This window comes from Candidatus Liberibacter brunswickensis (genome assembly GCF_036858155.1).
Classification (GTDB): Bacteria; Pseudomonadota; Alphaproteobacteria; order Rhizobiales; family Rhizobiaceae; genus Liberibacter; species Liberibacter brunswickensis.
Genome location: NZ_JAAEJX010000004.1, coordinates 42007 through 62983, shown reverse-complemented (window position 1 = coordinate 62983; position 20977 = coordinate 42007). Strand labels below are relative to the sequence as shown.

The following is a 20977-nucleotide window of genomic DNA, read 5'->3' as shown; positions in this document are numbered from 1 at the left end:
GATAAATAATGAATATAGTAAATTTCCCAATAATCGCATATTCTAATTAATAATTTTGTTTAAAAAATAATATTAATTTTTTATATGCTCACGATGAAAATCAATTTTTAAAATTTAAATATTAGTATAGTTTTAATAAAAACTATATTATTAAGAGATATAGTAAAATAATATTTTCTTAGTAATAATTGATAATAATATAATAAAGACAATATCATTAAATAACTATGTAGTTATTTAATGTATCTATTTATAATATAAATTATTCTAAAATTATTTGCCTTCTTCAAAAACGGTATGTGTATATGATACAAAAAAGCACTCGATCTTCGGCAATTTTTTTTTTAGAATATATATCAACATACGGATTAATTAATATACAAAAACACATAAAATTATTATGGAGAGTACTCCTTATATCTATAATAATAATGAGCATGACATCAAAATCATATGCAAAACCAAAATATTCTAGCTTTGTGATTGATGTTAAAACAAAACAAACGAATGGATTTAAACAAGATGAATTAAGATATCCAGCATCTCTAACAAAAATGATGACACTCTACATTGTTTTTGAATACTTACAATCAAAAAAAATACATTTAAATACAAAAGTACCAGTATCTTATACGGCAGCTAGACAGAATCCATCAAAACTATATTTAAAAGAAAAAACTAATTTTACTATAGAAAAAGGAATTTTAGCACTAATTACACGTTCTGCTAACGACGTTTCTACAGCTTTTGGAGAGTTTATTAGCGGATCAGAGAAAAAATTCGCAATTCTAATGTCTAATAAAGCAAAAGAAATTGGAATGAAAAATACTATTTATAAAAATGCCAGTGGACTACATGATAAAAACCAAGTAACAACAGCACGCGATCAGGCAATTCTTGGTATAATGCTTCGAAAAAAATTTCCAGAATATTATAAATATTTTTCAGTTCGTAAATTCCGATATAAAAATAGAATTATTATGAATCACAATAAATTACTAAATAAAATGCACGGAATAGACGGTATAAAAACTGGATATACTAGAAATTCAGGATTTAACATAGTTACCTCATTACAATATAAAGATAATTCAATAGTTGCTGTTGTTATGGGAATGCAAACCTATCAAGCAAGAGATCAAAAAGCCCTAGAACTAATTAGTTCATTTTCGAATAAAAAAATATTCAAGAATAAACAAACGAGTAAAAAGAATGATATTACATTTATATCTCCTAAAAAATATTTGATAATAAAACAAATAAGGGATAAAAGCCATAAATCCCAAAGTAAGATAAACAATAAACTCAACAAATATGATAGGAATGATAAAAGGTAAAATAGTAATTTCGAATACAATTTTAAATATTTTCTAACATTTTAAAAAGAACAAAAAATCTTATAATTTTATAAAATTTCCATTTTGATATTCAAAAAATTTTTACTCTATATTCACAGTCTTTATGTATCATCACGATAGCAATTATGTAGCTATCCCGATTTTATAAATAATATAGGCTAATCAATGGTATTCGAAAATCAATTTCTAGAAGATATTTTGAAACAAGATAAAAAAGAAAAGAAAATAAAATCACTTGCTCATATACTCCAAGGAATAGCAATTCATGCTATATTATCCAATAGAACAAAAAATATAAAATCAATAACAAAAGGTCTGATAGAATACTGGATTGCATATAATTCACGAGCTTGGCGAATGAGCCAACCAAAATCATCTCTTAATATTCATATTACATCTGCAGACACAAAATATCCTATATCTATACACATTGGCAGTGCACAGAAAAGTGCAAAAAGCCAAGGATAAAAAATAACAATGAAGATATAACGTGCGACTACTAGGATTTGCACACATATTTATTTTTATTATCTAATTTTTAAAGAAACGAACCATTTATTATTATCTAATTTATCATTCGATTGTAAATCACTACCATAACTCAATTGTAAGAGAACAGAATTACGTTTATTCTTTTTTGCTTGTTCTACAAAACGCTCAACATCTTTTATAGAATAAACTTTATTGGTATTAACAGAAATAATATCCATTCCTTTTCTAATACCTTTGTGATTAGCTTCTATATTTGAATCTAAATCAACAATACGAACAAACTTCTTATTTTCAGAAACAAAATTTTGCAATCTCATTCCTAGCAATTCTTTAGTATCTGAAGAAAACAATCGATTTTCCGAACGAACATCATTTTTCACTACAGGAGAACTTCCTAAAACCACAGTAATAGAATGTTCATTTCCTCCTTTATATATAGAAATATCCACTTTTTCTTTAGGTGAATGAGAACCAATATCCCATGCAAAATCTTGAACATTTTTTACATTTTTTCCATTAATCGAATAGATAATATCACCTTCTTTTATCCCAGCATTATCTGCTGGAGATCCTTTTACAACAGAAGAAACCAACAAACCTTTTTTCCCTTTAAAGCCAAGAGGATTAGCTAAGTCTTGTGTTAAATTTTGCACGACAACCCCAAACCATCCATGATCTATCATTCCTTTAGATATTAAAGAAGGAATAGCTTTTTTAGCAGTATATCCAGGAATAATAAACCCAATTCCCATATTTGCAGCAGACTGACCAATAGTGAAAATTAAATTATTAACTCCTATTACATGTCCTAAGGCGTTAAAACACGGCCCTCCAGAATTTCCTTTATTTATTGGAGCATCAATCTGTATATATTTCCCCGGCCTATCGTGTAAATTGCGATCAAGCGCAGAAACAATTCCAGCATTAACACTTCCACGTAACCCCAAAGGATTTCCGATAGTAAATACTGTTTCACCAAGACGAATATTACTAATATCTTCAAATTCTACGGGAACAAATTTTCTATCGCTTTTAACTTTTAATATAGCTAAGTCAGAGAATTTATCCGTTCCAATAACTTGTGCAGGCAATTCTGTATCATCTGAAAGAATTACACTAACACTAACTCCAGAATCAATAACATGATTGCTAGTCATGATATAGCCATCATCAGTGATAAAAAAACCAGATCCAGAAGGCAAAGATTCCATCTTTTCTGAAGAATCACTTTCTTCATCAGAAAAAAATTTTTGAAAATAATTCCTCATAGGATTATCTTCAGGAAGATTACCAAAACCATAAAAATCTAAAATCTCTTTTTCTAATAATTTTTTCTTTGGCTTAATAAAAATGGATACAACGGAAGGAGCAACACGTTCAACAACATTAGAAAGATCTGTTGTTGCAACCATTCTAGCTTCTGCAACGAAAACAATACTACACAAGGCAGTAGTTAGTGCGGAAATCAAAACACTCCTAATGGATAAAATCTGCATTTTAAACATATTGAACAACTGTACTCCTAAACCAAATAAAAATAATCACAATTGATATTAAACAATAAGTAAATTGAAAAACAATACACCTCTATCCATACTACATAATAGTACAAATATCGTAAAAAAAAATTATTTAATATTTTTAATATAACAAATCATTTTAACTACTAGAATATAAAATGCACGTACTAAACAATGTACTATAATATAATTATATAAAAGAAAATACTCAAAAAAAACAATAACTAACACTAAATAAATCTAAAATATTTTGACTATACAATTTCAAAAAAAAAATTATATAAATGTAAAGGCATATTTAGTAATCAAGTAATAAGACTAAAAGCAATTATACAAAAATAGAGATAAAATTAAAAAACCAAAATCAATAGCAAATTAAAACATAAATCTCAATACATAAATTATCAAAATAACGAATCATAATGCAAAAAACATTTAACAATTATACTGCTATGCATACAACTGAAATCTAGAAGATTCACTACTATCCTGAATATCATCAGGAACAAAATTAAGAACACGAGTACTCGGGAGAATTGCTATGACTTCAACTCCTTCTCGAAGTTTCGACTTAATTAGAAATTTACCACCATGATTAGCCATTATAGATCGTACTATAGGTATACCAAGTCCAACTCCTTGTTCAACACTCTTAATTGCTATAGATCCTTGACCAAAAGAAGATAATACAGTTGGCATTTCTCCTTCGGATATTCCAGGACCATTATCCTTTACAGAAATATATTGTCCTCCTCCAGAAGTCCAACCAACTGTTATATGTACTTTCCCACCAGTAGAATTAAATTTAACAGCATTGGAAAGAAGATTTAGAATAACCTGCCTCATACCTTTTTTATCCGCCCACACAGAGGAAAGTGTAGGATCAGTTTTTTGCAATATTTCAATGTTTTTTTCTTGTGCTCTCAACTGTAACATAATTATACATTCATGCATAATATCAACAAGAGATATAGCAGATTCAATAAGCTCACATCGTCCTGATTCAATAAGGGAAATATCCAATATTTCATTAATTAGATTTAAAAGATGCTGCCCAGAACGATGAATATCTCCAATATATTCTTTATAAGTATCATTATTCAATGGACCCATTGTCTCCAATCCCATCACTTCTGAAAATCCTAAAATAGCATTCAGAGGAGTCCTCAATTCATGTGACATTGATGCAAGAAAACGAGATTTAGCAAGATTTGCTTCTTCTGCACGTTTTCTTGTCTCATCCGAAATAGACTTTGCTATTTCTAACTCAGCAATAAGATCGTCTTTCTCAGCTTGGCACGAAAGAATTTTCACATTAGATTTAAACAAATGATACGTAATATAAGTAAAAAAAGATAAAGCCATAGCAAGCATCCCAGCAAGACTGATATCTAAAACATGCATACTCATAATTGCTTGAGTGCTAAGAGCTACTAAAACTGGGAAAAATGATAAGAAAACAGCATATGGAAGCATAAAATTAGAAAGAGCACTAATTGACAAAGCAATAAGTAGAGTAGCACTTTTATAAATTGTCAAATATTCCGGTGTCCATGTACCTGGCTCAACTAGTGTCAAAAGTGTCCAACACAATCCAATAGCAATCTGACCTACAAGAAGCCATATGCGCCATATATATACCCTACCCTCTTTTATATCACTATCTATTACCTTTTGTCCTAATGAAAGGTTAGCAGCATAAACTGCTAATGTTATAAGAGACCACATAGGTAGTATAGGATTTTGGGTAAACCAAGTACCTATGTTAGCAACAAGCAGGACGAAAAGAGGCAAAATAGGAGAAACACGGAACAAAGACTCGACGTGCAAGGTGATAATTTCTCTTTCAAAATAAGTGTTAGAGGAATAACCTACGCCTGAACGATCTCTAGCAGGAGATACAAGAACATTGTAATCCTTTTCTTTTTTTCCTTGTGATATATACACTATACCCTTGTTATTCTTTGACATAAATAATTATATATGCTTATACTCTGTTAAGCTCTAGAATATTACCAGTATATGGATATGATGTTTAAAATAAAATTAATATGAAATGGATGATAGTGGAAATAAGAAAAATTATTCTATCTCATATAGAATATTTGAATTTTACTATAATAAAAATTATAAATAGATGTGTTAGCACAGCAACAGCTATTTAAGAGTGCTGTTTTAGAAAGAAAAACTTGACTATCATGGTATAACTTAATTTTACTTATCATATAAATTTAAGATAAAATTAAGTTATTTTGACCATTGATGGGAAATTGTTTCCTAAGTATAGTTGCTTGCATGAGATTTTTAAGTACAATTAAAATACTCATGTCGAAATGTTACTTCGTCAAAAATATCTTTTACCTTTAAAAAATTAAGCAAATGAAACAATGGAGATTTTCATGAGTGAAAAAAAAATTGCAGAAGAAACAAATAACTCTAATACAATTTCAAATACTTTAAATGAAAAAAATGAACAATCCGACGTTAATCCCCTAGAAGAAATACAAAATGAATTAGAAGAATTACGTGATAAATATGTACGTGTTATTGCAGACATGGAAAATCTACGTCGTAGAACCGACAGAGAAATCAAAGATGCTCAATCTTATTCAATAGCAACATTTGCTCGTGATATTCTTGCTGTTTCTGATAATCTTTCTCGTGCAATTGACTCTATTAATACAGAACCAGCAAATAGTGAAAAAGACAACGAACAATCTTTTAAATCATTGATAGACGGGATAGAGATGACCAGACGTGATATGATGTCAACGTTAGAAAGATATGGTGTTAAGAAAATTGATGCTAAAGATCAAAAATTTAACCCCAATATGCATCAAGCTATGTGTGAAGAACCAAATGATGAAATACCTGCTAACACAGTAATAAAAGTAATTCAAGACGGATATGCTATAAATGAACGCGTCCTACGACCTGCATTAGTAACCATTTCTAAAGGAAAAACCCAAAATCCGATATCGGAAAATAATGAAACAAAAGACAAACCTTTATCCTGAAACACAGAAGGTAACAGTGCTAAGCAATAAAGAAATGATTTTTTATAAATATATTCTATATACTATTTCATGTAACAATCTTTTCTTTCCTCATTTTGAGGAAAGAAATAAAAATAAATTATATAAAAGGATATTAAATAACTATAAAAAGCTATCTTTAGTTTTAGAAAAATATATTAGTGATTGTCTTTTCTTAAATGCTCTTTATATGGCTGTATACCTGTAGTCATATAATGGATAGTTTCAGCAATATTGGTAACGTGATCTCCAATACGCTCAATGTTTTTAGAACAAAAAAGAAGATGAGTACACAATGTGATATTACGAGGATCCTCCATCATATATGTCAATAATTCTCGAAATAATGATGTATGCATAGCATCTAACTCACCGTCACGATTACAAATAGATTGAGTTTTTTCTGTTGATCTACTACCGTATGCATCTAAAATCTCAGATAGCTGCTCTAAAGATAAAGTTGCTAAAGGCTCAATTGTCAAAACTAACTTCCTAGGAACACCAAACATCTGTAAAGCCAAAACACGCCTTGCGGTATTCTTAGATAAATCCCCAATACGCTCCAAATCAGCAGCTATTTTAATTGATCCAACTATCTCACGTAAATCAGATGCCATTGGTTGACGCTTAGCAATTGTTATAATTGCTTTGTCCCCTATATCCCTCTCTAGCTTATCTAGAACAACATCTTCATCAATTACCTTATGAGCAAGAGCAGTATCCCCTTCTATAAAAGCTCTAACTGAAGAATCAACCATCTTTCTAGCAATCATCCCCATTTCAACAATCCGCCGAGAAAGAAAATCTAATTCTTCATCATACGCTGATAATATATGAAAAGACATAAATATACTCTCCTGTTTTAAAATAATTAGCAGCTATCTTAACCACAACGCCCCATTATATAATCTTGAGTTCGACGATCAGACGGATGTGTAAACATCTTGTCAGTATTATCCTCTTCAACCAGGTGTCCCATATGAAACATAGCAGCACGCTGTGATACACGAGCAGCTTGTTGCATAGAATGCGTTACGATAACAATTGTCAAATTTTCACGTAATTCATGTATCAACTCTTCTATAGAAGCTGTAGCAATAGGATCAAGAGCAGAACATGGTTCATCCATTAAAATAACTTCAGGATTAACAGCTAAAGCACGTGCGATACAAACACGCTGTTGCTGCCCCCCAGATAGAAGAAAAGCATTTTGAAAAAGTATATCCTTAACCTCATCAAACAAACCTGCCTTTTTTAAGCTCATTTCTACAATTTGATCTATATCTTCTTTCTTCTTCCCTATACCATGTATGCGTGGCCCATACGCAACATTTTCATATATAGATTTGGGAAATGGATTCGGTCTCTGGAATACCATTCCAACTCGAGCACGCAACCTTACAACATCAACCGATGGCTTATAAATATTCTCTCCATCTAAAATAATTTCACCAGTAAAAAAACAATTATCAATTGTTTCATTCATACGATTTAAACATCGCAGAAAAGTTGATTTTCCACACCCTGAAGGGCCTATTAAGGCCGTAACTGAATTCTTAGGAATTTTCAAGTTTATATCAAACAAGACTCTTTTTTCACCATAACATACAGATACCTTGTTGCTTATCATTTTATAAATCTGATTCATTATAATATATCAAATATCCTCATTACCAACGTTGTTTGAATCTATTCCTCAACCATAACATGGCTATATTAATAACTGCTAGAAAAATCAATAACAACAATATAGCTCCAAATGTCTTCTCTACAAAAGATCTTTCTGCGTCAGCTGCCCATAAATAAATTTGAACAGGAAATGCCGTAGCAACATCAGTAACACCTTCTGGATAATCTGTAACAAAAGCAATCATTCCTACAAATAAAAGAGGAGCTGTCTCTCCTAATGCCCGTGCTAAACTAACAATAGATCCCGTCAAAATAGCTGGCATAGCCAATGGCAAAACATGATGAAAGACAGTTTGAATCTTAGAAGATCCCAATCCCAATGCTGCAGATCTAATAGACGAAGGGACTGTCCTCAACGCAACACCTGTAGCAATAATAATATTAGGCAATGTCATTAAAGCTAAAATCAAACCACCTACAAGCGATGTTGAACGCGGCATCTTAAAAAAATTAATCAACATAGCTGAGCCAAGAATACCATATACGACAGAAGGAACAGAAGCTAAATTGCTAATATTCACCTGAATAAAACTAGAAAAAAAACTTTTAGGAGAAAACTCTTCTAAATATATAGCAGACGCAATTCCTAAAGGGAAAGATAATCCTATAACTATCAATATCATATACAAAGAACCAATTACTGAAACACCAATCCCTGCTGCTTCTGGTCGACTGGAAGCACCGTTTATAAAAAAAGCATAATTAAAATGCAAAGATAAAGATCCTTCTGAATTTAACTTTTGGAACCAATTTAACTGATAATCAGAAATCTTACGCACATTTTCAGGCAAAGAAAGATCTAAATATCCTTTCAAAGCAGAATCGACATTAGCACTTGCTAAAAATGATACCTCTACTGTCTTGCCTATTAAAGATGTATCTGCAAGCAAGATTTTTCGCAAACTATTACGGGAAGTAGTAGATATCATATCACTAGCTTTAGATAATAATGAATGATTAGCATCAGAAATACTAAACTTACGAGCTAAAGATTTTCGAATCAACAAATTATAATTTGCTTTTAATAGAATAGAAGGATCTGAAAAACGATTTTTCTGAGGATCAATAATATTTTCAGAAAATTCTATTGGCAAAGAAATTCTTGCTTGCCATAAAACTCCAACCCCCTTAGAAACAACTGAACATAGTAACATAATAAGAAAAACAAAAACAGCTAACACAGCTAATAAACAATAAAAACGGAATAGCCATTCAGAAACATAGCGACATTTTAAGTTCTTTTTACTATCGGAAAAAGATTTCATTCGTACTTTCTCTTATATTTTTTCATGATATACATAGCACAGATATTAAGAAAAAATGTAATACAAAACAATGTCAATCCTAATGCAAAAGCCACCAGCGTCTGAGGAGAAGAAAACTCATGATCCCCCGTTAATTGATTCATAATCTTAACAGTTATAGTAGTCATAGATTCAAAAGGATCAAACTGAAGACGAGCAGCAACACCAGCTGCCAAGATAACAATCATCGTTTCCCCAATAGTACGTGATGCAGTTATCAAAATAGCACCTGCAATACCAGGAAATGCTGCTGGAAAAATAATATACTTCATAGTCTCTGAACGGGTTGCTCCTAAACCTAAAGAACCATCTCGTAGAGCACGAGGAACAGATGAAATAACATCTTCTGACAAAGAAGATACATATGGGACAAGCATAATACCCATCACTAAACCAGCAGTTAAAACACTTTGAGCTTCAATAAAGCTTTTGTAGTTACCAGTAATTAAACCATTCATATATAAAGACATATCTTTCAAAAAAGGCCCTACCACAGATAATGCAAAAAAACCATAAACGATAGTTGGAATACCGACTAATATCTCTGTAACAGGCTTAATTATAGCACGCAACTTTTTAGGAGCATATTCTGCCATATATATTGCAATTAATAAACCAATTGGAACAGAAAACAACATGGCTATAAAACCTATGTAAAACGTTCCTACTAACAAAGGGATCAGACCAAATTGTCCTACGATATTATTAGAGCCTATAGATGAAAAATGAGGATCCCAAACAGTACCAAAGAAAAAATCTTTTGCCGAAATTATATGAAAAAATATAAGTGAATTAGCAAAAAGAGATATTATGATACCAAGCGATATCATAATTGACATAATAGAACTGATCCACAATAAAAAAATAGAAAATTGCTCAACTCTAGTACGAGCACAAAAATTAACTGTAATACGAAATATAGAGTATAATAATCCCAACAAATAAGAAAAGAAAATAGATAAAGTCATCATTATCCGACTTTTGTATGATAGACTTTCCTGATAAAACGCTGCTTCAACAATCCATGGTACATGATGATTTGATAAAACTATATTCTGAGATTTTAATAAATCATATATATTATTTGAATCTTTATGTATTTTATCTCTCTTATCATTACTAAGAGACGACAAATAATCCGAAATTTTATGTACCATATTATAGGAAAATTTTTTATCTCCTTCTTCTAATCCATACAGATGAGAATAAAAAATATTATTGACCTTTATATCAATTAGATGTGGAGAAATCATAGACCATAATAAAAAAATTACAACGCATGGAATAACAGAACAAAGGACTACATAAGTACCATAATAACTTTCTTTTGAATAAAGACGAACATCATTTTTCTTTGATAATAATCTCGCACGCAAACAGCCTAAAAAATAGGATACAAAACCCAAGAAAACAAAACAAAAACCAAATAACAAGGAACACCATCCTTTTTAGGAAAAGCAACTCAGATAAATAACAAATTCATTATCAAGCAACCTTATTCTCACCATTTCTTTCAACTGCAATAGAATTCAACAAAATCTTCCTATCCTTATCAGGAATAGGGATTAAACCATATCTAATAAGTTGATAATCAGGATCCATCATTTCATCTGAAACACTAAATTCAACATATTCCTTAAGACCTAGAACATTTTTGAAATGCTGTTTCTTAACATAGAATAAAAGTGGTCGCGAAATCGGATATAGACCTGATAAAATCGTATCCACAGAAGGAACAATTCCATCAATTGCTATAAGATTTAAAACATCAGTATTATTTTTATAAAAAGACAATCCCAAAAAACCAAAAACATTTTTACTCACCTCTATTCTCGCTAGAGTTTCAGCATAATCACCATCTACTTCAACAGCAACTCCATCATGTCTAATTGACATACAAGCAGCATTCAACTGATTATCATTATACTTAAGAACATCACGCATTATCGAAAAATTTCCAGATCTCACGCAACCTTCCTTCAAAACTTTTTGTTCTATAACTTCTCGAGTACCATGTTTTTCACTTGGGACATAAATAGCAATACGCACTTCAGGCAAACCACACCTTATTTCTGACCATTTTTTAAATGGATTAAGCACAACATTATTGTTTAAGATTAAATGAGAAGCTAATGCTTTATAAAGATCCTCAATAGTTAAAGAAATATTTACCATATTTCTATCACTGACTAGTAATATACCATCATAACCGATTGTCACTTCTTGAATATCAAAAACACCATTCTTTTTACATTCTTTTAATTCACCTTTGGTTATTTTACGAGAAGAATTAACAATATCTATTGTATCATCACTACTACCTTGGCAAAATTCTTTTATACCAACGCTAGATCCACCAGACTCCACGAAAGGCGTTTTAAACTCAGGAAAATATTCACTGAAATTTTCAGCAATAATCTTGGAATAAGGAAACAATGTAGCAGAACCTGCTATCTTTATGCGATTACGAGCAAAACTCTTGGTGCCATTACACACATCCAGTAATAAAAAAAATAAAATAAATACAAAGACAAATTTCATAGCAACTCCTATAGCTCGAAATGCTAAGAACCATACTTATATTATCTCTCGCAACAATGCTGCATCAAGATAATCTTTTAACTACGAAATATATTGTAGTTAGAATACGCATAACTATAGGTATTACCCCTCATATTTTAAATGCACTTACAGTGCTACATATACTAAAAAACCTTTTACATATTTTTCCATATATTATTATTCGTTATCCTCAAAAAAATCACATTTATTCAAATAATCATACATAATAGAATAATCATTCTAGAAAATTAATTCTAGAAAAAATTTAATACCAAAAAAGAACTTGTAATTATTATAGTTAATGTAATCAAGATATTTTTTTCCTAATAAATTATAATTAAAAAATCATTTAAAAAATAGACTATATATAATGGATTTTTCTATAACTTTGGGATAAAATATCTGAAAAGATAGTCACTTCCATAAAATCATTCCCAATGATATAAAATTAATAATTAAGCCACTTTAGCTCAGTTGGATAGAGCGCATCATTCGTAATGATGAGGTCACGTGTTCGATTCGCGTAAGTGGCTCCAATAATAAATAACGCTCGTATTATTCTTCATAAATAATAGAATGCTTATTAATTATGTTTATCTGAAATATACCAAATATAATAAAAATAGGGAATGTTCCCATTGCTTTAAAAAAGATCCATGTTTCTGTAGAAAAATTCCGCCATACAATCTCATTTAAAAAAGCTAAAAACAAGAAAAAACATGCCCACCGAAAAGTAAGTTTACTCCAACCTATTGGATCTAAGGATATAACTTGAGCAAGAAAAAATCTGACAAAACTTTTCCCAAAAAGATTACCAACAAACAAAACAATAGAAAAAACAGAATAGAAAAATGTAGGCTTCATTTTTATAAATGATTCATCACGGAACCAAACCGTTAAGCCACCAAATACTAATACGCATATACCAGAAATAATTGGAACCATCCTAACTTCACGAAAGACAATCCAAAAAATCCCTAATGATATGATTGTTAGAACCATAAATATTAAAGTAGAGAAAAAAATCGAACTACCTAAATGTGATAAGACAGGGAAATAAAGTAATATTTTCCCTCCATAGACATTACATAACCAAAAGATTATTCCAGGGCCGATTTCTAATAAAAAATAAACGATTTTATTTTGTGATTGCGATGAACTCATGTTTTTACCTCATCATGACTTAAACAGCCAGTAATAGCATCAGAAAAATCTTTTGCCGCAAAAGACTCCAGATCCTCAACCCCCTCTCCAACTCCTAAAAAATAAACAGGAATTTTATATTTGACAACTATAGAAACCAGCTCTCCTCCTCTTGCTGTACCATCCATCTTTGACATAATAAGTCCCGTTGTACCAGCAATATCACGAAACATTTCTACTTGACGTAAAGCATTTTGCCCAGTTGTAGCATCCAAAACTTGAAGCACACTATGAGGAGCATACGGATCCAAACGTTTTAATACTCTAATCATCTTACCAATGCCTGCCATAAGCATAGAATTATTATGGAGGCGACCAGCAGTATCAATAATTAAAACATCTACCTTCTTTTCTTGTGCTCTCTTTAAAGATTCATATGCAAGAGCAGCAGCATCAGATCCAATCTCAGAACTAACGAAATCAGCAGATGTACGATCTGCCCAAATTTTAAGTTGATCAATAGCTGCAGAACGAAAAGTATCTCCTGCTGCAAGCATTACTTTTAAGCCAGAATCTGATATTTTTTTCGACAACTTACCAATAGCAGTTGTCTTTCCTACACCATTCACCCCGACAACAAGAATAACATGCGGTCTGTATGCAAAGTCTAATTCGAAAGGTTTGGAAATTGGCATTAACATTTTATAAATATGTTCAGATAAATCTCGCAATACACGTTGAATAGTTACATCTTTGTCATAACGATTTTTAAGCAATTCCTCTACTATTCTATGAGCAATATCGACCCCTATATCAGAAGAAATTAAGAGATCTTCTAACTCTTCTCGAACACTATTATCAAGTCTTCTAGTCAATATTATATCCGCGATCCCTTCTTTCAACCTTGAAGAAGTAGAAGAAAATCCTTTTGCTAATTTTCGCATCCAAGACAAAGGATCAAATGTTACTTTTTTGTTTGTCAATACGCTCTCCAACTATCATCCAAAAAATTTATCATTACAATTTCAAAAACAGAACAAATATTGCTTTTTGTATTTTACAAATACAAAATTTATATCATTAGATAAATACATAAAAGATAAGATCTTCATTTAAAAAAATATATTTTTCTATCTATACTATCAATAAACTGCCATAAATTAAAAAAAAACGAAAACACCTTTAAAATTTATTTTTTATCCATTTTCCCGTTTTAACATCTAGCTTTCCATCCCATTCTTTATTGGCGTCTCCAGTCATAAAAACATGGTTATTGTGACTCCATTCGATCATAAGCTTCCCTCCTAGCATCTTAACAGATACTATACGGTCTGTTTTTCCCAAAGACCCAGATGCAACTACAGAAGCACAAGCTGCAGATCCACAGGCAGCAGTTAAACCTACACCACGCTCCCAAGTTCGTAAATCAATAGATGAAGGAGAATTAACACGAGCTATTGAAAGATTAACACCTTCAGGAAACAGTACATGGCTTTCTAAATGCTGGCCAAAGCCAACAAGATCATACTTAAATATATCATCTTCTACAAAAAAAATTGCATGCGGATTGCCCATAGAAACCACAAAAGGAGATTGTAAATACAAATTATTGATAGGACCAATGCAAAATTGATACCTATCAGCATCATCAAATGGTTTAGCCAAAGGAATATAATAAAAATTAAAAATTGGCTCACCCATATCAACAGAGATTGATCTATCGCTGTTTTCTTTAGCTGTAATAATTCCTCTTATAGTTTTAAAGGTAAAATCTTTTTTCTTTATTTTATTCAAAAGAAAACGCACTACACAACGCATACCATTTCCACAAGATTGAGCTTCAGATCCATCGTTATTTATAATACGGATAAAAGCATCAAAAAATTTATCTTGCGAATCGTGAATGGACATAATTTGATCAAAATTAGTACTACTATCCATAGATAAAATCTTGATTACATCTAAAGATATACTTTCAATACAACCACGCATATCAACAACAAGAATCTTGTTTCCTATACCTTCCATCTTTGCAAAATCTACAACAGGAGACCGCATGTTTTCCCCTTAAGCGAAACTTATCTATCTACTATAAAAGTGGATATTAACATTATTTACTCAATACATTCAGAACTTGACTCATAAAAATTTCAATGTTTTAGTTGCAAGCTTACTATGTTATATTGAATAAAATTTTTTTGAAAATATACCCTTTGGAAACTAATGAGTTTATTATTAAAATATAACACTCATAATAAAAATGAAATTATCATCATAAGGTAAAAAGCAGTGTTTGACAATTTACAAGAACGCCTCGGATCTATTTTTAAAAATATTACTTGGAGAGGAAGTTTGTCAGAAAAGGATATTTCTCAAACTTTACGAGAAATACGCCGTACTTTTTTAGAAGCAGATGTATCACTTGAAGTAGTCCAAACCCTAAACAAAAGAGTTCAAGAAAAAGCTGTAGGAGAGAAAGTTCTTAAAAGTATTCAACCTGGACAAATGGTTGTAAAAATTGTCCATGACGAACTTATTGAAATCCTAGGCAAAGAAAAAGTAGAATTAAATCTCAATGCCCCAGCACCTCTAGTAATAATGCTCGTCGGACTTCAAGGATCTGGAAAAACGACAACAGCTGCTAAAATTGCACATAATCTAAAAATTACAAAAAACAAAAAAACATTAATGGCTTCTCTTGATATACATCGTCCAGCCGCACAGGAGCAATTAAGATATCTTGGAGAAAAAATTCAAATTGATACTCTCAAGATTATTCCAAAACAATCTCCCATAGAAATAGCAAAGCGTGCAATAAAAAACGCAGCCGATGGTGGTTATGATATTGTTATTCTAGATACAGCAGGACGTAATCATGTTGACGATTATCTTATGCAAGAAATAAGTGATATTAAATCTCTAACCAACCCTCATGAAATTTTACTTGTAGCAGACTCTTTAACAGGACAAGATTCCGTTAATATTGCTAGGAATTTTGATAAAAAAATCGACCTTACAGGAATTATTCTCACCCGCATGGATGGTGATGGCCGCGGTGGAGCAGCTTTATCAATGCGCGCCATCACAGGAAAGCCCATTAAAGCTATAGGGACAGGAGAAAAAATAGATGATTTAGAAAACTTCTTTCCAGATAGAATTGCAAATACAATACTCGGCATGGGCGATATAGTGTCTCTAGTTGAAAAAGCAGCTCGTACCTTAGATGAAGAAAAGGCGTCTTTAACCGCTAAAAAAATTGCTAAAGGTAAATTTGATCTTGAAGATTTAGCAGAACAGTTTCGTCAAGCACAAAAAATAGGAGGTATGCATTCTCTATTACGCATGTTACCTGGAATGAACTCTTCCAAACAAAACATCATTCCATCCAGCTTTAATGACAAAACCATCATTCATAATATCGCAATTATTTCTTCTATGACCAAAGAAGAGAGGGCTAATCCAAGCATTATAAAGCACTCTCGCAAAAAGCGCATAGCATCAGGGTCAGGAACTGATGCCGTAAGAATAAATAAGCTTTTGAAATTATATAAACAAATAGCAGACATGATGCGCAATACAAAAGGCTTTGGCGGCGAGAATGCGCTAACTCAACAAATAATGGGAGCTATAAAAGGGAAAATAGGATTTGGCAAAAATGGAAGGTTCCCATGAATAATAAACTACCAATCACTCAATCTGAAACTACTCGTAATAAAATATTATATCTTAAATCATATAATTCCTGCTAAAAACTATCATATAAAGAATAAAATTTGATATAGAAATAATGTTGATATATATTCTTATAATATTTCAAAAAGAAGGAACAATTAAAAAAAAATAATGCTTTATTGATTTTATGATAACCACATAAAATATAATTTTAATATATCAATGATGTATTTGTAATTACTATCCATATACTAAAACACTGTTTAAATGTATTGTGATCTTGATGATTTCAAGATAATTGTATATCTCAAACATGGATATAAAAAATCGTCTAACTAAAACTATCGTCAACTTGAGATTCATTATTCTAAGGAGAGTTATTAATGCCAGTAAAAATTCGTCTCGCTTGCGGGGGCTCTAAACATCGTCACTATTATTTTATTGTGGCGGCTAATTCTCGTAGCCCACGTGACGGAAAATTTATAGAAAAACTTGGAACTTGGAGCCCAACTTTAAAAAAAGATGATCCCAAAAGAGTTAATTTGAATTTTGAACGTATTCAATATTGGATGAAAGTGGGCGCAAAACCAACAGATCGAGTTCTTTTCTTCCTGAATCAATCAGGTTTAATAAATCGTGATCCCAAAAACAATCCTATAAAAGGACTACCTAATAAGAAAACAATAGAACGTCTTGAAGAAAAGAAAAAAAACAAAGGACAAACTATCTAACAAACATGATATTGTTGCAATTAAGATTAATGATTTGTTTTTTGACATATTTAAACATACATTTTTGTTTGATTCTTGCATGAGGTATGTGTAGTGATCAAACTTGATAAGATGATTCTAATGGCCACTATAGGAAAGACACATGGTCTGAAAGGGGAAGTATATATTAATTCGTATGCAAATAATCCTATGGAATTAAGTCGTTATTCTTTATATTCAAATTATAATCGTGAGATTAAAATATTAAAGATGTATCGTCAAAAAGAAAGGTTAATCGTTGCATTGGATGGAATAGATGATGTCAATTCAGCATCTAATCTCCGTAATTTAAAACTATATGCTAAAAGAAAAGATTTCAAAGACGAAGAATTAGAAGATGATGAATTCTTCAATGCCGACCTAGAAGAAATGGAAACATTTGATCTTCAAGGAAGATACTATGGCAAAGTATGTGCAATTTATAATTTCGGTGCAGGATCTATGCTTGAAATAAAAAATTCTGCGGATAAAACTTATATGATACCCTTTAATAAATGCGCAATATTAAATGTCGATATACAGAACAATAAAATATTAATTGATAAAATTGCTGCAGGAGTAGACAATATAGACGAAAATCATGATTGCCCACCCGAATCAATTGAGGGAATATCTTGACTTTACATGTAAGCATAATCACTCTCTATCCAGAAATGTTTCCAGGACATTTGGGAAAATCTATGGCAGGGAAAGCACTATCGTGCAACTTGTGGTCAATTGATGCGATACAAATACGTAATTTTGCTACAGATAGACACCGTAGCGTAGATGATACTCCCGCAGGTGGTGGAGCGGGAATGATACTTAGAGCAGATATCCTAGGGAAAGCAATCGATTACACGTTATCTAAATACATGCAAGACGATATCCCTCGAATCCTCATGAGCCCTCGTGGCAAACCTTTAACACAAGAACGAGCACGACAACTTGCAAATAACTCTGGTTTCATTATTGTATGTGGTCATTTTGAAGGAATAGATGAGCGTATAGTTCAAGCACGTAATCTTGAAGAGATTTCCATAGGAGATTATATACTGTCTGGCGGAGAACCTGCTGCTCTTATCCTACTTGATGTTGTAGTACGCCTTCTTCCAGGGGTTTTAGGTAATAAGAAGTCAGCGATTCATGAAAGCTTTGAAAACGGTCTTTTAGAATTTCCCCAATATACCAGACCTAAAATTTGGGAAGGATTGGCGATACCTTCCATACTTAATTCTGGTGATCATGAAAAGATAAGGAAATGGCGTGAAGAACAATCAGTAGCGTTAACGAAAAAACATAGGCCTGATCTTCTTTTAAAGAAAGTTATACTAAATGAGCAATAGTATTACAAAAATTAATGTGATAAATTTCAAAATTAAACAACACTTTACAAATATAATTAATGGAGAAAATAGATGAATATAATTGACGAATTAGATCATAAGGAAATGGCTAGAATAGAATCAAAGAGAGCCATTCCTAAATTCTCTTCAGGAGACACAATCTGTGTAAAAACAATTATTGTAGAAGGTGATAAAACCAGAACTCAATCTTACGAAGGAATATGTATCGCATGTTCTGGACGAGGAATTAATAAGAATTTTACTGTTAGAAAAATTAGTTATGGAGAAGGTATGAATCGTTTGTTTCCTCTATATTCTCCAATGATACAGGATATTACTGTAATACGTCGCGGGAAAGTTCGTCGTTCCAAATTGTATTATCTACAAGAGCTACGTGGAAAAGCCGCACGCATTAAAGAGAATACAGGGAAACGCGCAAAACATCTTAATGAAGAAGCACGTAAAGCGTCTATAATTAAAAAAGGGATTGCTAAGTAAAGATATTAAATTATTTTAGATAAATAATTTTTGGATTCCAAAATATGTTTCATATGCCAAAATATTTTATAATATTTACGTTTTAAAGAGTTACCTATAATATAGAATTTTTTAAGATATGCTTTACGGTGATATTTATATAAAAAAATAAAGTTGTTACTAAAACAATATTTTGACAAAATATTAAGGGATCTAGATGAAACAAGCGGATATTGGAATAATTGGTCTTGGATCTATGGGATCAAATCTTGCTTTAAATATTCTTGATAAAGGCTTTCGATTAGCAGTTTATAATAAGGAATTTGAACTAACAGATATTTTTATTAAGAAAACATCTGGATTATCTCAGCAACTTATCTTTGCTAAAACCCTACAACAAATGGTAAACGCAGTACGAAAGCCTCGTAAAATACTTATGATGATTACCGATGGTAATCCTGTCGATCAATTAATAGAAAAATTAGAACCACTATTATCTCCTGAAGATATACTGTTAGATGGTGGAAATTCTCATTTTTCCGACACGGAGAAAAGATCTTTAAAACTGAAAAACAAGGAAATCTCTTTTGTCGGAGTAGGAATATCAGGGGGGATAGAAGGAGCAAGATACGGAGCATCACTCATGGTAGGAGGAAGTGAAAAATCGTATCATAATATTAAAAATATTCTTTTATCTATATCGGCAAATTATAACAATAACCCTTGCTGTGCGTTATTAGGGCCAGATGGGTCAGGGCATTTTGTCAAAATGATTCATAATGGAATTGAATATGCGAATATGCAACTAATAGCAGATATTTATGGAATTTTTAGAGATAAGTTAAATAAAAAACCTTTAGAAATAAGTCAATACTTCTCAAAATGGAATACTGGAAAAATAAGTTCATATTTGATAAAAATAACTTCTCAAATATTATCATCATATGATCCCATAACTGGAATACCGATGGTTGATATAATTTGTGATACGGCATCCCAGAAGGGAACAGGAGTTAGATCTATTATTGAAGGACATAAAGTATTTTCATCAATGACACTCACAGAAACTGCAGTCTTCGCCCGTAACCTTTCCTTATATAGAAATGATAATAAAAATATGCAGTCTTTCTTTGATCCTTCTTCTCATATCGAAATAAAAAAATTCGATAACTTAATCAAAGATTTTGAAAATGCTATTTACGCATCTACAATATTATCTTTTACTCAAGGATTTTTAGTAATAGCCAAATCATTCAAAAAATATAATTGGAATCTATCCCTTGAAACAATAGCAAGTATTTGGCGTGCAGGATGCATTATTCGTTCGAATCTACTTAATGATATTGTAGAACACCTAAAAGAAAATCCTGACAAGACTAACCTACTTAATATTCAAAATATTTCAGAAAAACTAAAGGAAACAATCCCTTCTTTAAGAAGTGTAGTAACAACATGTATAAAATATAAGTATCCTATACCAGGATTATCGGCTGCCCTGTCCTATTTTGATACATGCATAAGTGATCGTGGAACTGCTAATCTCATCCAAGCACAGCGTGATTTTTTTGGATCTCATGGTTTTAATAGAAAAGATGGAATATCAAAACACCACGGACCTTGGAATACATAA

19 protein-coding genes and 1 tRNA gene are annotated in these 20977 nt (G+C 31.3%); 10 read left to right on the top strand and 10 right to left on the bottom strand.

What is annotated here, in order from left to right; all coding sequences use genetic code 11:
* Positions 1-437 precede the first annotated feature (437 nt).
* Both GY664_RS01695 and GY664_RS01690 read left to right on the top strand, forming a co-directional pair.
* Positions 438-1337, top strand: coding sequence for a D-alanyl-D-alanine carboxypeptidase family protein (locus tag GY664_RS01695; protein ID WP_333947731.1), 900 nt, complete (start codon positions 438-440; stop codon positions 1335-1337).
* Between the two features lie 186 nt (positions 1338-1523).
* A complete protein-coding gene (locus GY664_RS01690) occupies positions 1524-1826 on the top strand; it encodes a hypothetical protein (RefSeq protein ID WP_333947730.1) in 303 nt (100 codons plus the stop codon).
* A gap of 59 nt (positions 1827-1885) precedes the next feature.
* On the opposite strand, the gene GY664_RS01685 is transcribed toward GY664_RS01690, so the two are convergent.
* The gene (locus GY664_RS01685) at positions 1886-3355 is read right to left on the bottom strand and encodes a trypsin-like peptidase domain-containing protein (protein ID WP_333947729.1); all 1470 of its coding nucleotides are present in this window, start codon (positions 3353-3355) and stop codon (positions 1886-1888) included.
* A 465-nt stretch (positions 3356-3820) separates the two neighbouring features.
* Positions 3821-5341, bottom strand: a complete 1521-nt coding sequence (locus GY664_RS01680; RefSeq protein WP_333947728.1) for a sensor histidine kinase — start codon at positions 5339-5341, stop codon at positions 3821-3823.
* Between the two features lie 428 nt (positions 5342-5769).
* On the opposite strand from GY664_RS01680, the gene grpE reads away from it, so the two are divergent.
* The gene (grpE, locus tag GY664_RS01675; RefSeq protein WP_333947727.1) at positions 5770-6387 is read left to right on the top strand and encodes a nucleotide exchange factor GrpE; all 618 of its coding nucleotides are present in this window, start codon (positions 5770-5772) and stop codon (positions 6385-6387) included.
* A gap of 176 nt (positions 6388-6563) precedes the next feature.
* On the opposite strand, the gene phoU is transcribed toward grpE, so the two are convergent.
* Genes phoU through GY664_RS01650 form a run of 5 tightly spaced genes read right to left on the bottom strand, consistent with a single transcriptional unit; the run spans position 6564 to position 11939 of the window.
* The gene (gene phoU / locus GY664_RS01670) at positions 6564-7250 is read right to left on the bottom strand and encodes a phosphate signaling complex protein PhoU (protein ID WP_333947726.1); all 687 of its coding nucleotides are present in this window, start codon (positions 7248-7250) and stop codon (positions 6564-6566) included.
* Positions 7251-7288: 38 nt separating this feature from the next.
* Positions 7289-8053, bottom strand: coding sequence for a phosphate ABC transporter ATP-binding protein PstB (gene pstB, locus GY664_RS01665; protein ID WP_333947725.1), 765 nt, complete (start codon positions 8051-8053; stop codon positions 7289-7291).
* A 22-nt stretch (positions 8054-8075) separates the two neighbouring features.
* Entirely contained in the window at positions 8076-9359 is a 1284-nt protein-coding gene (gene pstA, locus GY664_RS01660) for a phosphate ABC transporter permease PstA (protein ID WP_333947724.1), read from the bottom strand.
* On the bottom strand, positions 9356-10831 hold the full coding sequence (gene pstC / locus GY664_RS01655) for a phosphate ABC transporter permease subunit PstC (RefSeq protein ID WP_333947723.1): 1476 nt from the start codon (positions 10829-10831) through the stop codon (positions 9356-9358). Before pstC ends, pstA begins: the two co-directional genes overlap by 4 nt.
* Before the next feature lie 52 nt (positions 10832-10883).
* Complete coding sequence (locus GY664_RS01650) at positions 10884-11939, bottom strand: PstS family phosphate ABC transporter substrate-binding protein (protein WP_333947722.1); 1056 nt, start codon at positions 11937-11939, stop codon at positions 10884-10886.
* 480 nt (positions 11940-12419) lie between these two features.
* Here GY664_RS01650 and GY664_RS01645 point away from each other — a divergent pair.
* Positions 12420-12496, top strand: a tRNA-Thr gene (locus tag GY664_RS01645).
* A 19-nt stretch (positions 12497-12515) separates the two neighbouring features.
* Here the strand turns inward: GY664_RS01645 and GY664_RS01640 are convergent.
* The 3 genes from GY664_RS01640 to dapF form a co-directional block, all read right to left on the bottom strand.
* Entirely contained in the window at positions 12516-13124 is a 609-nt protein-coding gene (locus tag GY664_RS01640) for a septation protein A (protein ID WP_333947721.1), read from the bottom strand.
* On the bottom strand, positions 13121-14086 hold the full coding sequence (gene ftsY / locus GY664_RS01635; RefSeq protein WP_333947720.1) for a signal recognition particle-docking protein FtsY: 966 nt from the start codon (positions 14084-14086) through the stop codon (positions 13121-13123). The genes GY664_RS01640 and ftsY overlap by 4 nt, the downstream gene beginning before the upstream one ends.
* 199 nt (positions 14087-14285) lie before the next feature.
* Positions 14286-15161, bottom strand: a complete 876-nt coding sequence (dapF, locus tag GY664_RS01630; protein ID WP_333947719.1) for a diaminopimelate epimerase — start codon at positions 15159-15161, stop codon at positions 14286-14288.
* A 231-nt stretch (positions 15162-15392) separates the two neighbouring features.
* Here dapF and ffh point away from each other — a divergent pair, with 231 nt between their 5' ends.
* The 6 genes from ffh (at position 15393) to gndA (ending at position 20977) form a co-directional block, all read left to right on the top strand.
* Complete coding sequence (gene ffh, locus GY664_RS01625; protein ID WP_333947718.1) at positions 15393-16775, top strand: signal recognition particle protein; 1383 nt, start codon at positions 15393-15395, stop codon at positions 16773-16775.
* A 383-nt stretch (positions 16776-17158) separates the two neighbouring features.
* A complete protein-coding gene (gene rpsP, locus GY664_RS01620; RefSeq protein WP_333947717.1) occupies positions 17159-17506 on the top strand; it encodes a 30S ribosomal protein S16 in 348 nt (115 codons plus the stop codon).
* 93 nt (positions 17507-17599) lie between these two features.
* Complete coding sequence (gene rimM, locus GY664_RS01615; protein WP_333947716.1) at positions 17600-18163, top strand: ribosome maturation factor RimM; 564 nt, start codon at positions 17600-17602, stop codon at positions 18161-18163.
* The gene (trmD, locus tag GY664_RS01610) at positions 18160-18870 is read left to right on the top strand and encodes a tRNA (guanosine(37)-N1)-methyltransferase TrmD (protein WP_333947715.1); all 711 of its coding nucleotides are present in this window, start codon (positions 18160-18162) and stop codon (positions 18868-18870) included. The genes rimM and trmD overlap by 4 nt, the downstream gene beginning before the upstream one ends.
* A 72-nt stretch (positions 18871-18942) precedes the next feature.
* Complete coding sequence (rplS, locus tag GY664_RS01605; RefSeq protein WP_333947714.1) at positions 18943-19368, top strand: 50S ribosomal protein L19; 426 nt, start codon at positions 18943-18945, stop codon at positions 19366-19368.
* A gap of 196 nt (positions 19369-19564) precedes the next feature.
* Positions 19565-20977, top strand: a complete 1413-nt coding sequence (gene gndA, locus GY664_RS01600; protein WP_333947713.1) for an NADP-dependent phosphogluconate dehydrogenase — start codon at positions 19565-19567, stop codon at positions 20975-20977.

Excerpts from the sequence above, each read along its gene's own strand:
- GY664_RS01695 (WP_333947731.1), top strand. The coding sequence starts at position 438 with ATGACATCAAAATCATATGCAAAACCAAAATATTCTAGCTTTGTGATT.
- GY664_RS01690 (WP_333947730.1), top strand. The coding sequence starts at position 1,524 with ATGGTATTCGAAAATCAATTTCTAGAAGATATTTTGAAACAAGATAAA.
- GY664_RS01685 (WP_333947729.1), bottom strand. The coding sequence starts at position 3,355 with ATGTTTAAAATGCAGATTTTATCCATTAGGAGTGTTTTGATTTCCGCA.
- GY664_RS01680 (WP_333947728.1), bottom strand. The coding sequence starts at position 5,341 with ATGTCAAAGAATAACAAGGGTATAGTGTATATATCACAAGGAAAAAAA.
- grpE (WP_333947727.1), top strand. The coding sequence starts at position 5,770 with ATGAGTGAAAAAAAAATTGCAGAAGAAACAAATAACTCTAATACAATT.
- phoU (WP_333947726.1), bottom strand. The coding sequence starts at position 7,250 with ATGTCTTTTCATATATTATCAGCGTATGATGAAGAATTAGATTTTCTT.
- pstB (WP_333947725.1), bottom strand. The coding sequence starts at position 8,053 with ATGAATCAGATTTATAAAATGATAAGCAACAAGGTATCTGTATGTTAT.
- pstA (WP_333947724.1), bottom strand. The coding sequence starts at position 9,359 with ATGAAATCTTTTTCCGATAGTAAAAAGAACTTAAAATGTCGCTATGTT.
- GY664_RS01650 (WP_333947722.1), bottom strand. The coding sequence starts at position 11,939 with ATGAAATTTGTCTTTGTATTTATTTTATTTTTTTTATTACTGGATGTG.
- GY664_RS01640 (WP_333947721.1), bottom strand. The coding sequence starts at position 13,124 with ATGAGTTCATCGCAATCACAAAATAAAATCGTTTATTTTTTATTAGAA.
- dapF (WP_333947719.1), bottom strand. The coding sequence starts at position 15,161 with ATGCGGTCTCCTGTTGTAGATTTTGCAAAGATGGAAGGTATAGGAAAC.
- rpsP (WP_333947717.1), top strand. The coding sequence starts at position 17,159 with ATGCCAGTAAAAATTCGTCTCGCTTGCGGGGGCTCTAAACATCGTCAC.
- rplS (WP_333947714.1), top strand. The coding sequence starts at position 18,943 with ATGAATATAATTGACGAATTAGATCATAAGGAAATGGCTAGAATAGAA.
- gndA (WP_333947713.1), top strand. The coding sequence starts at position 19,565 with ATGAAACAAGCGGATATTGGAATAATTGGTCTTGGATCTATGGGATCA.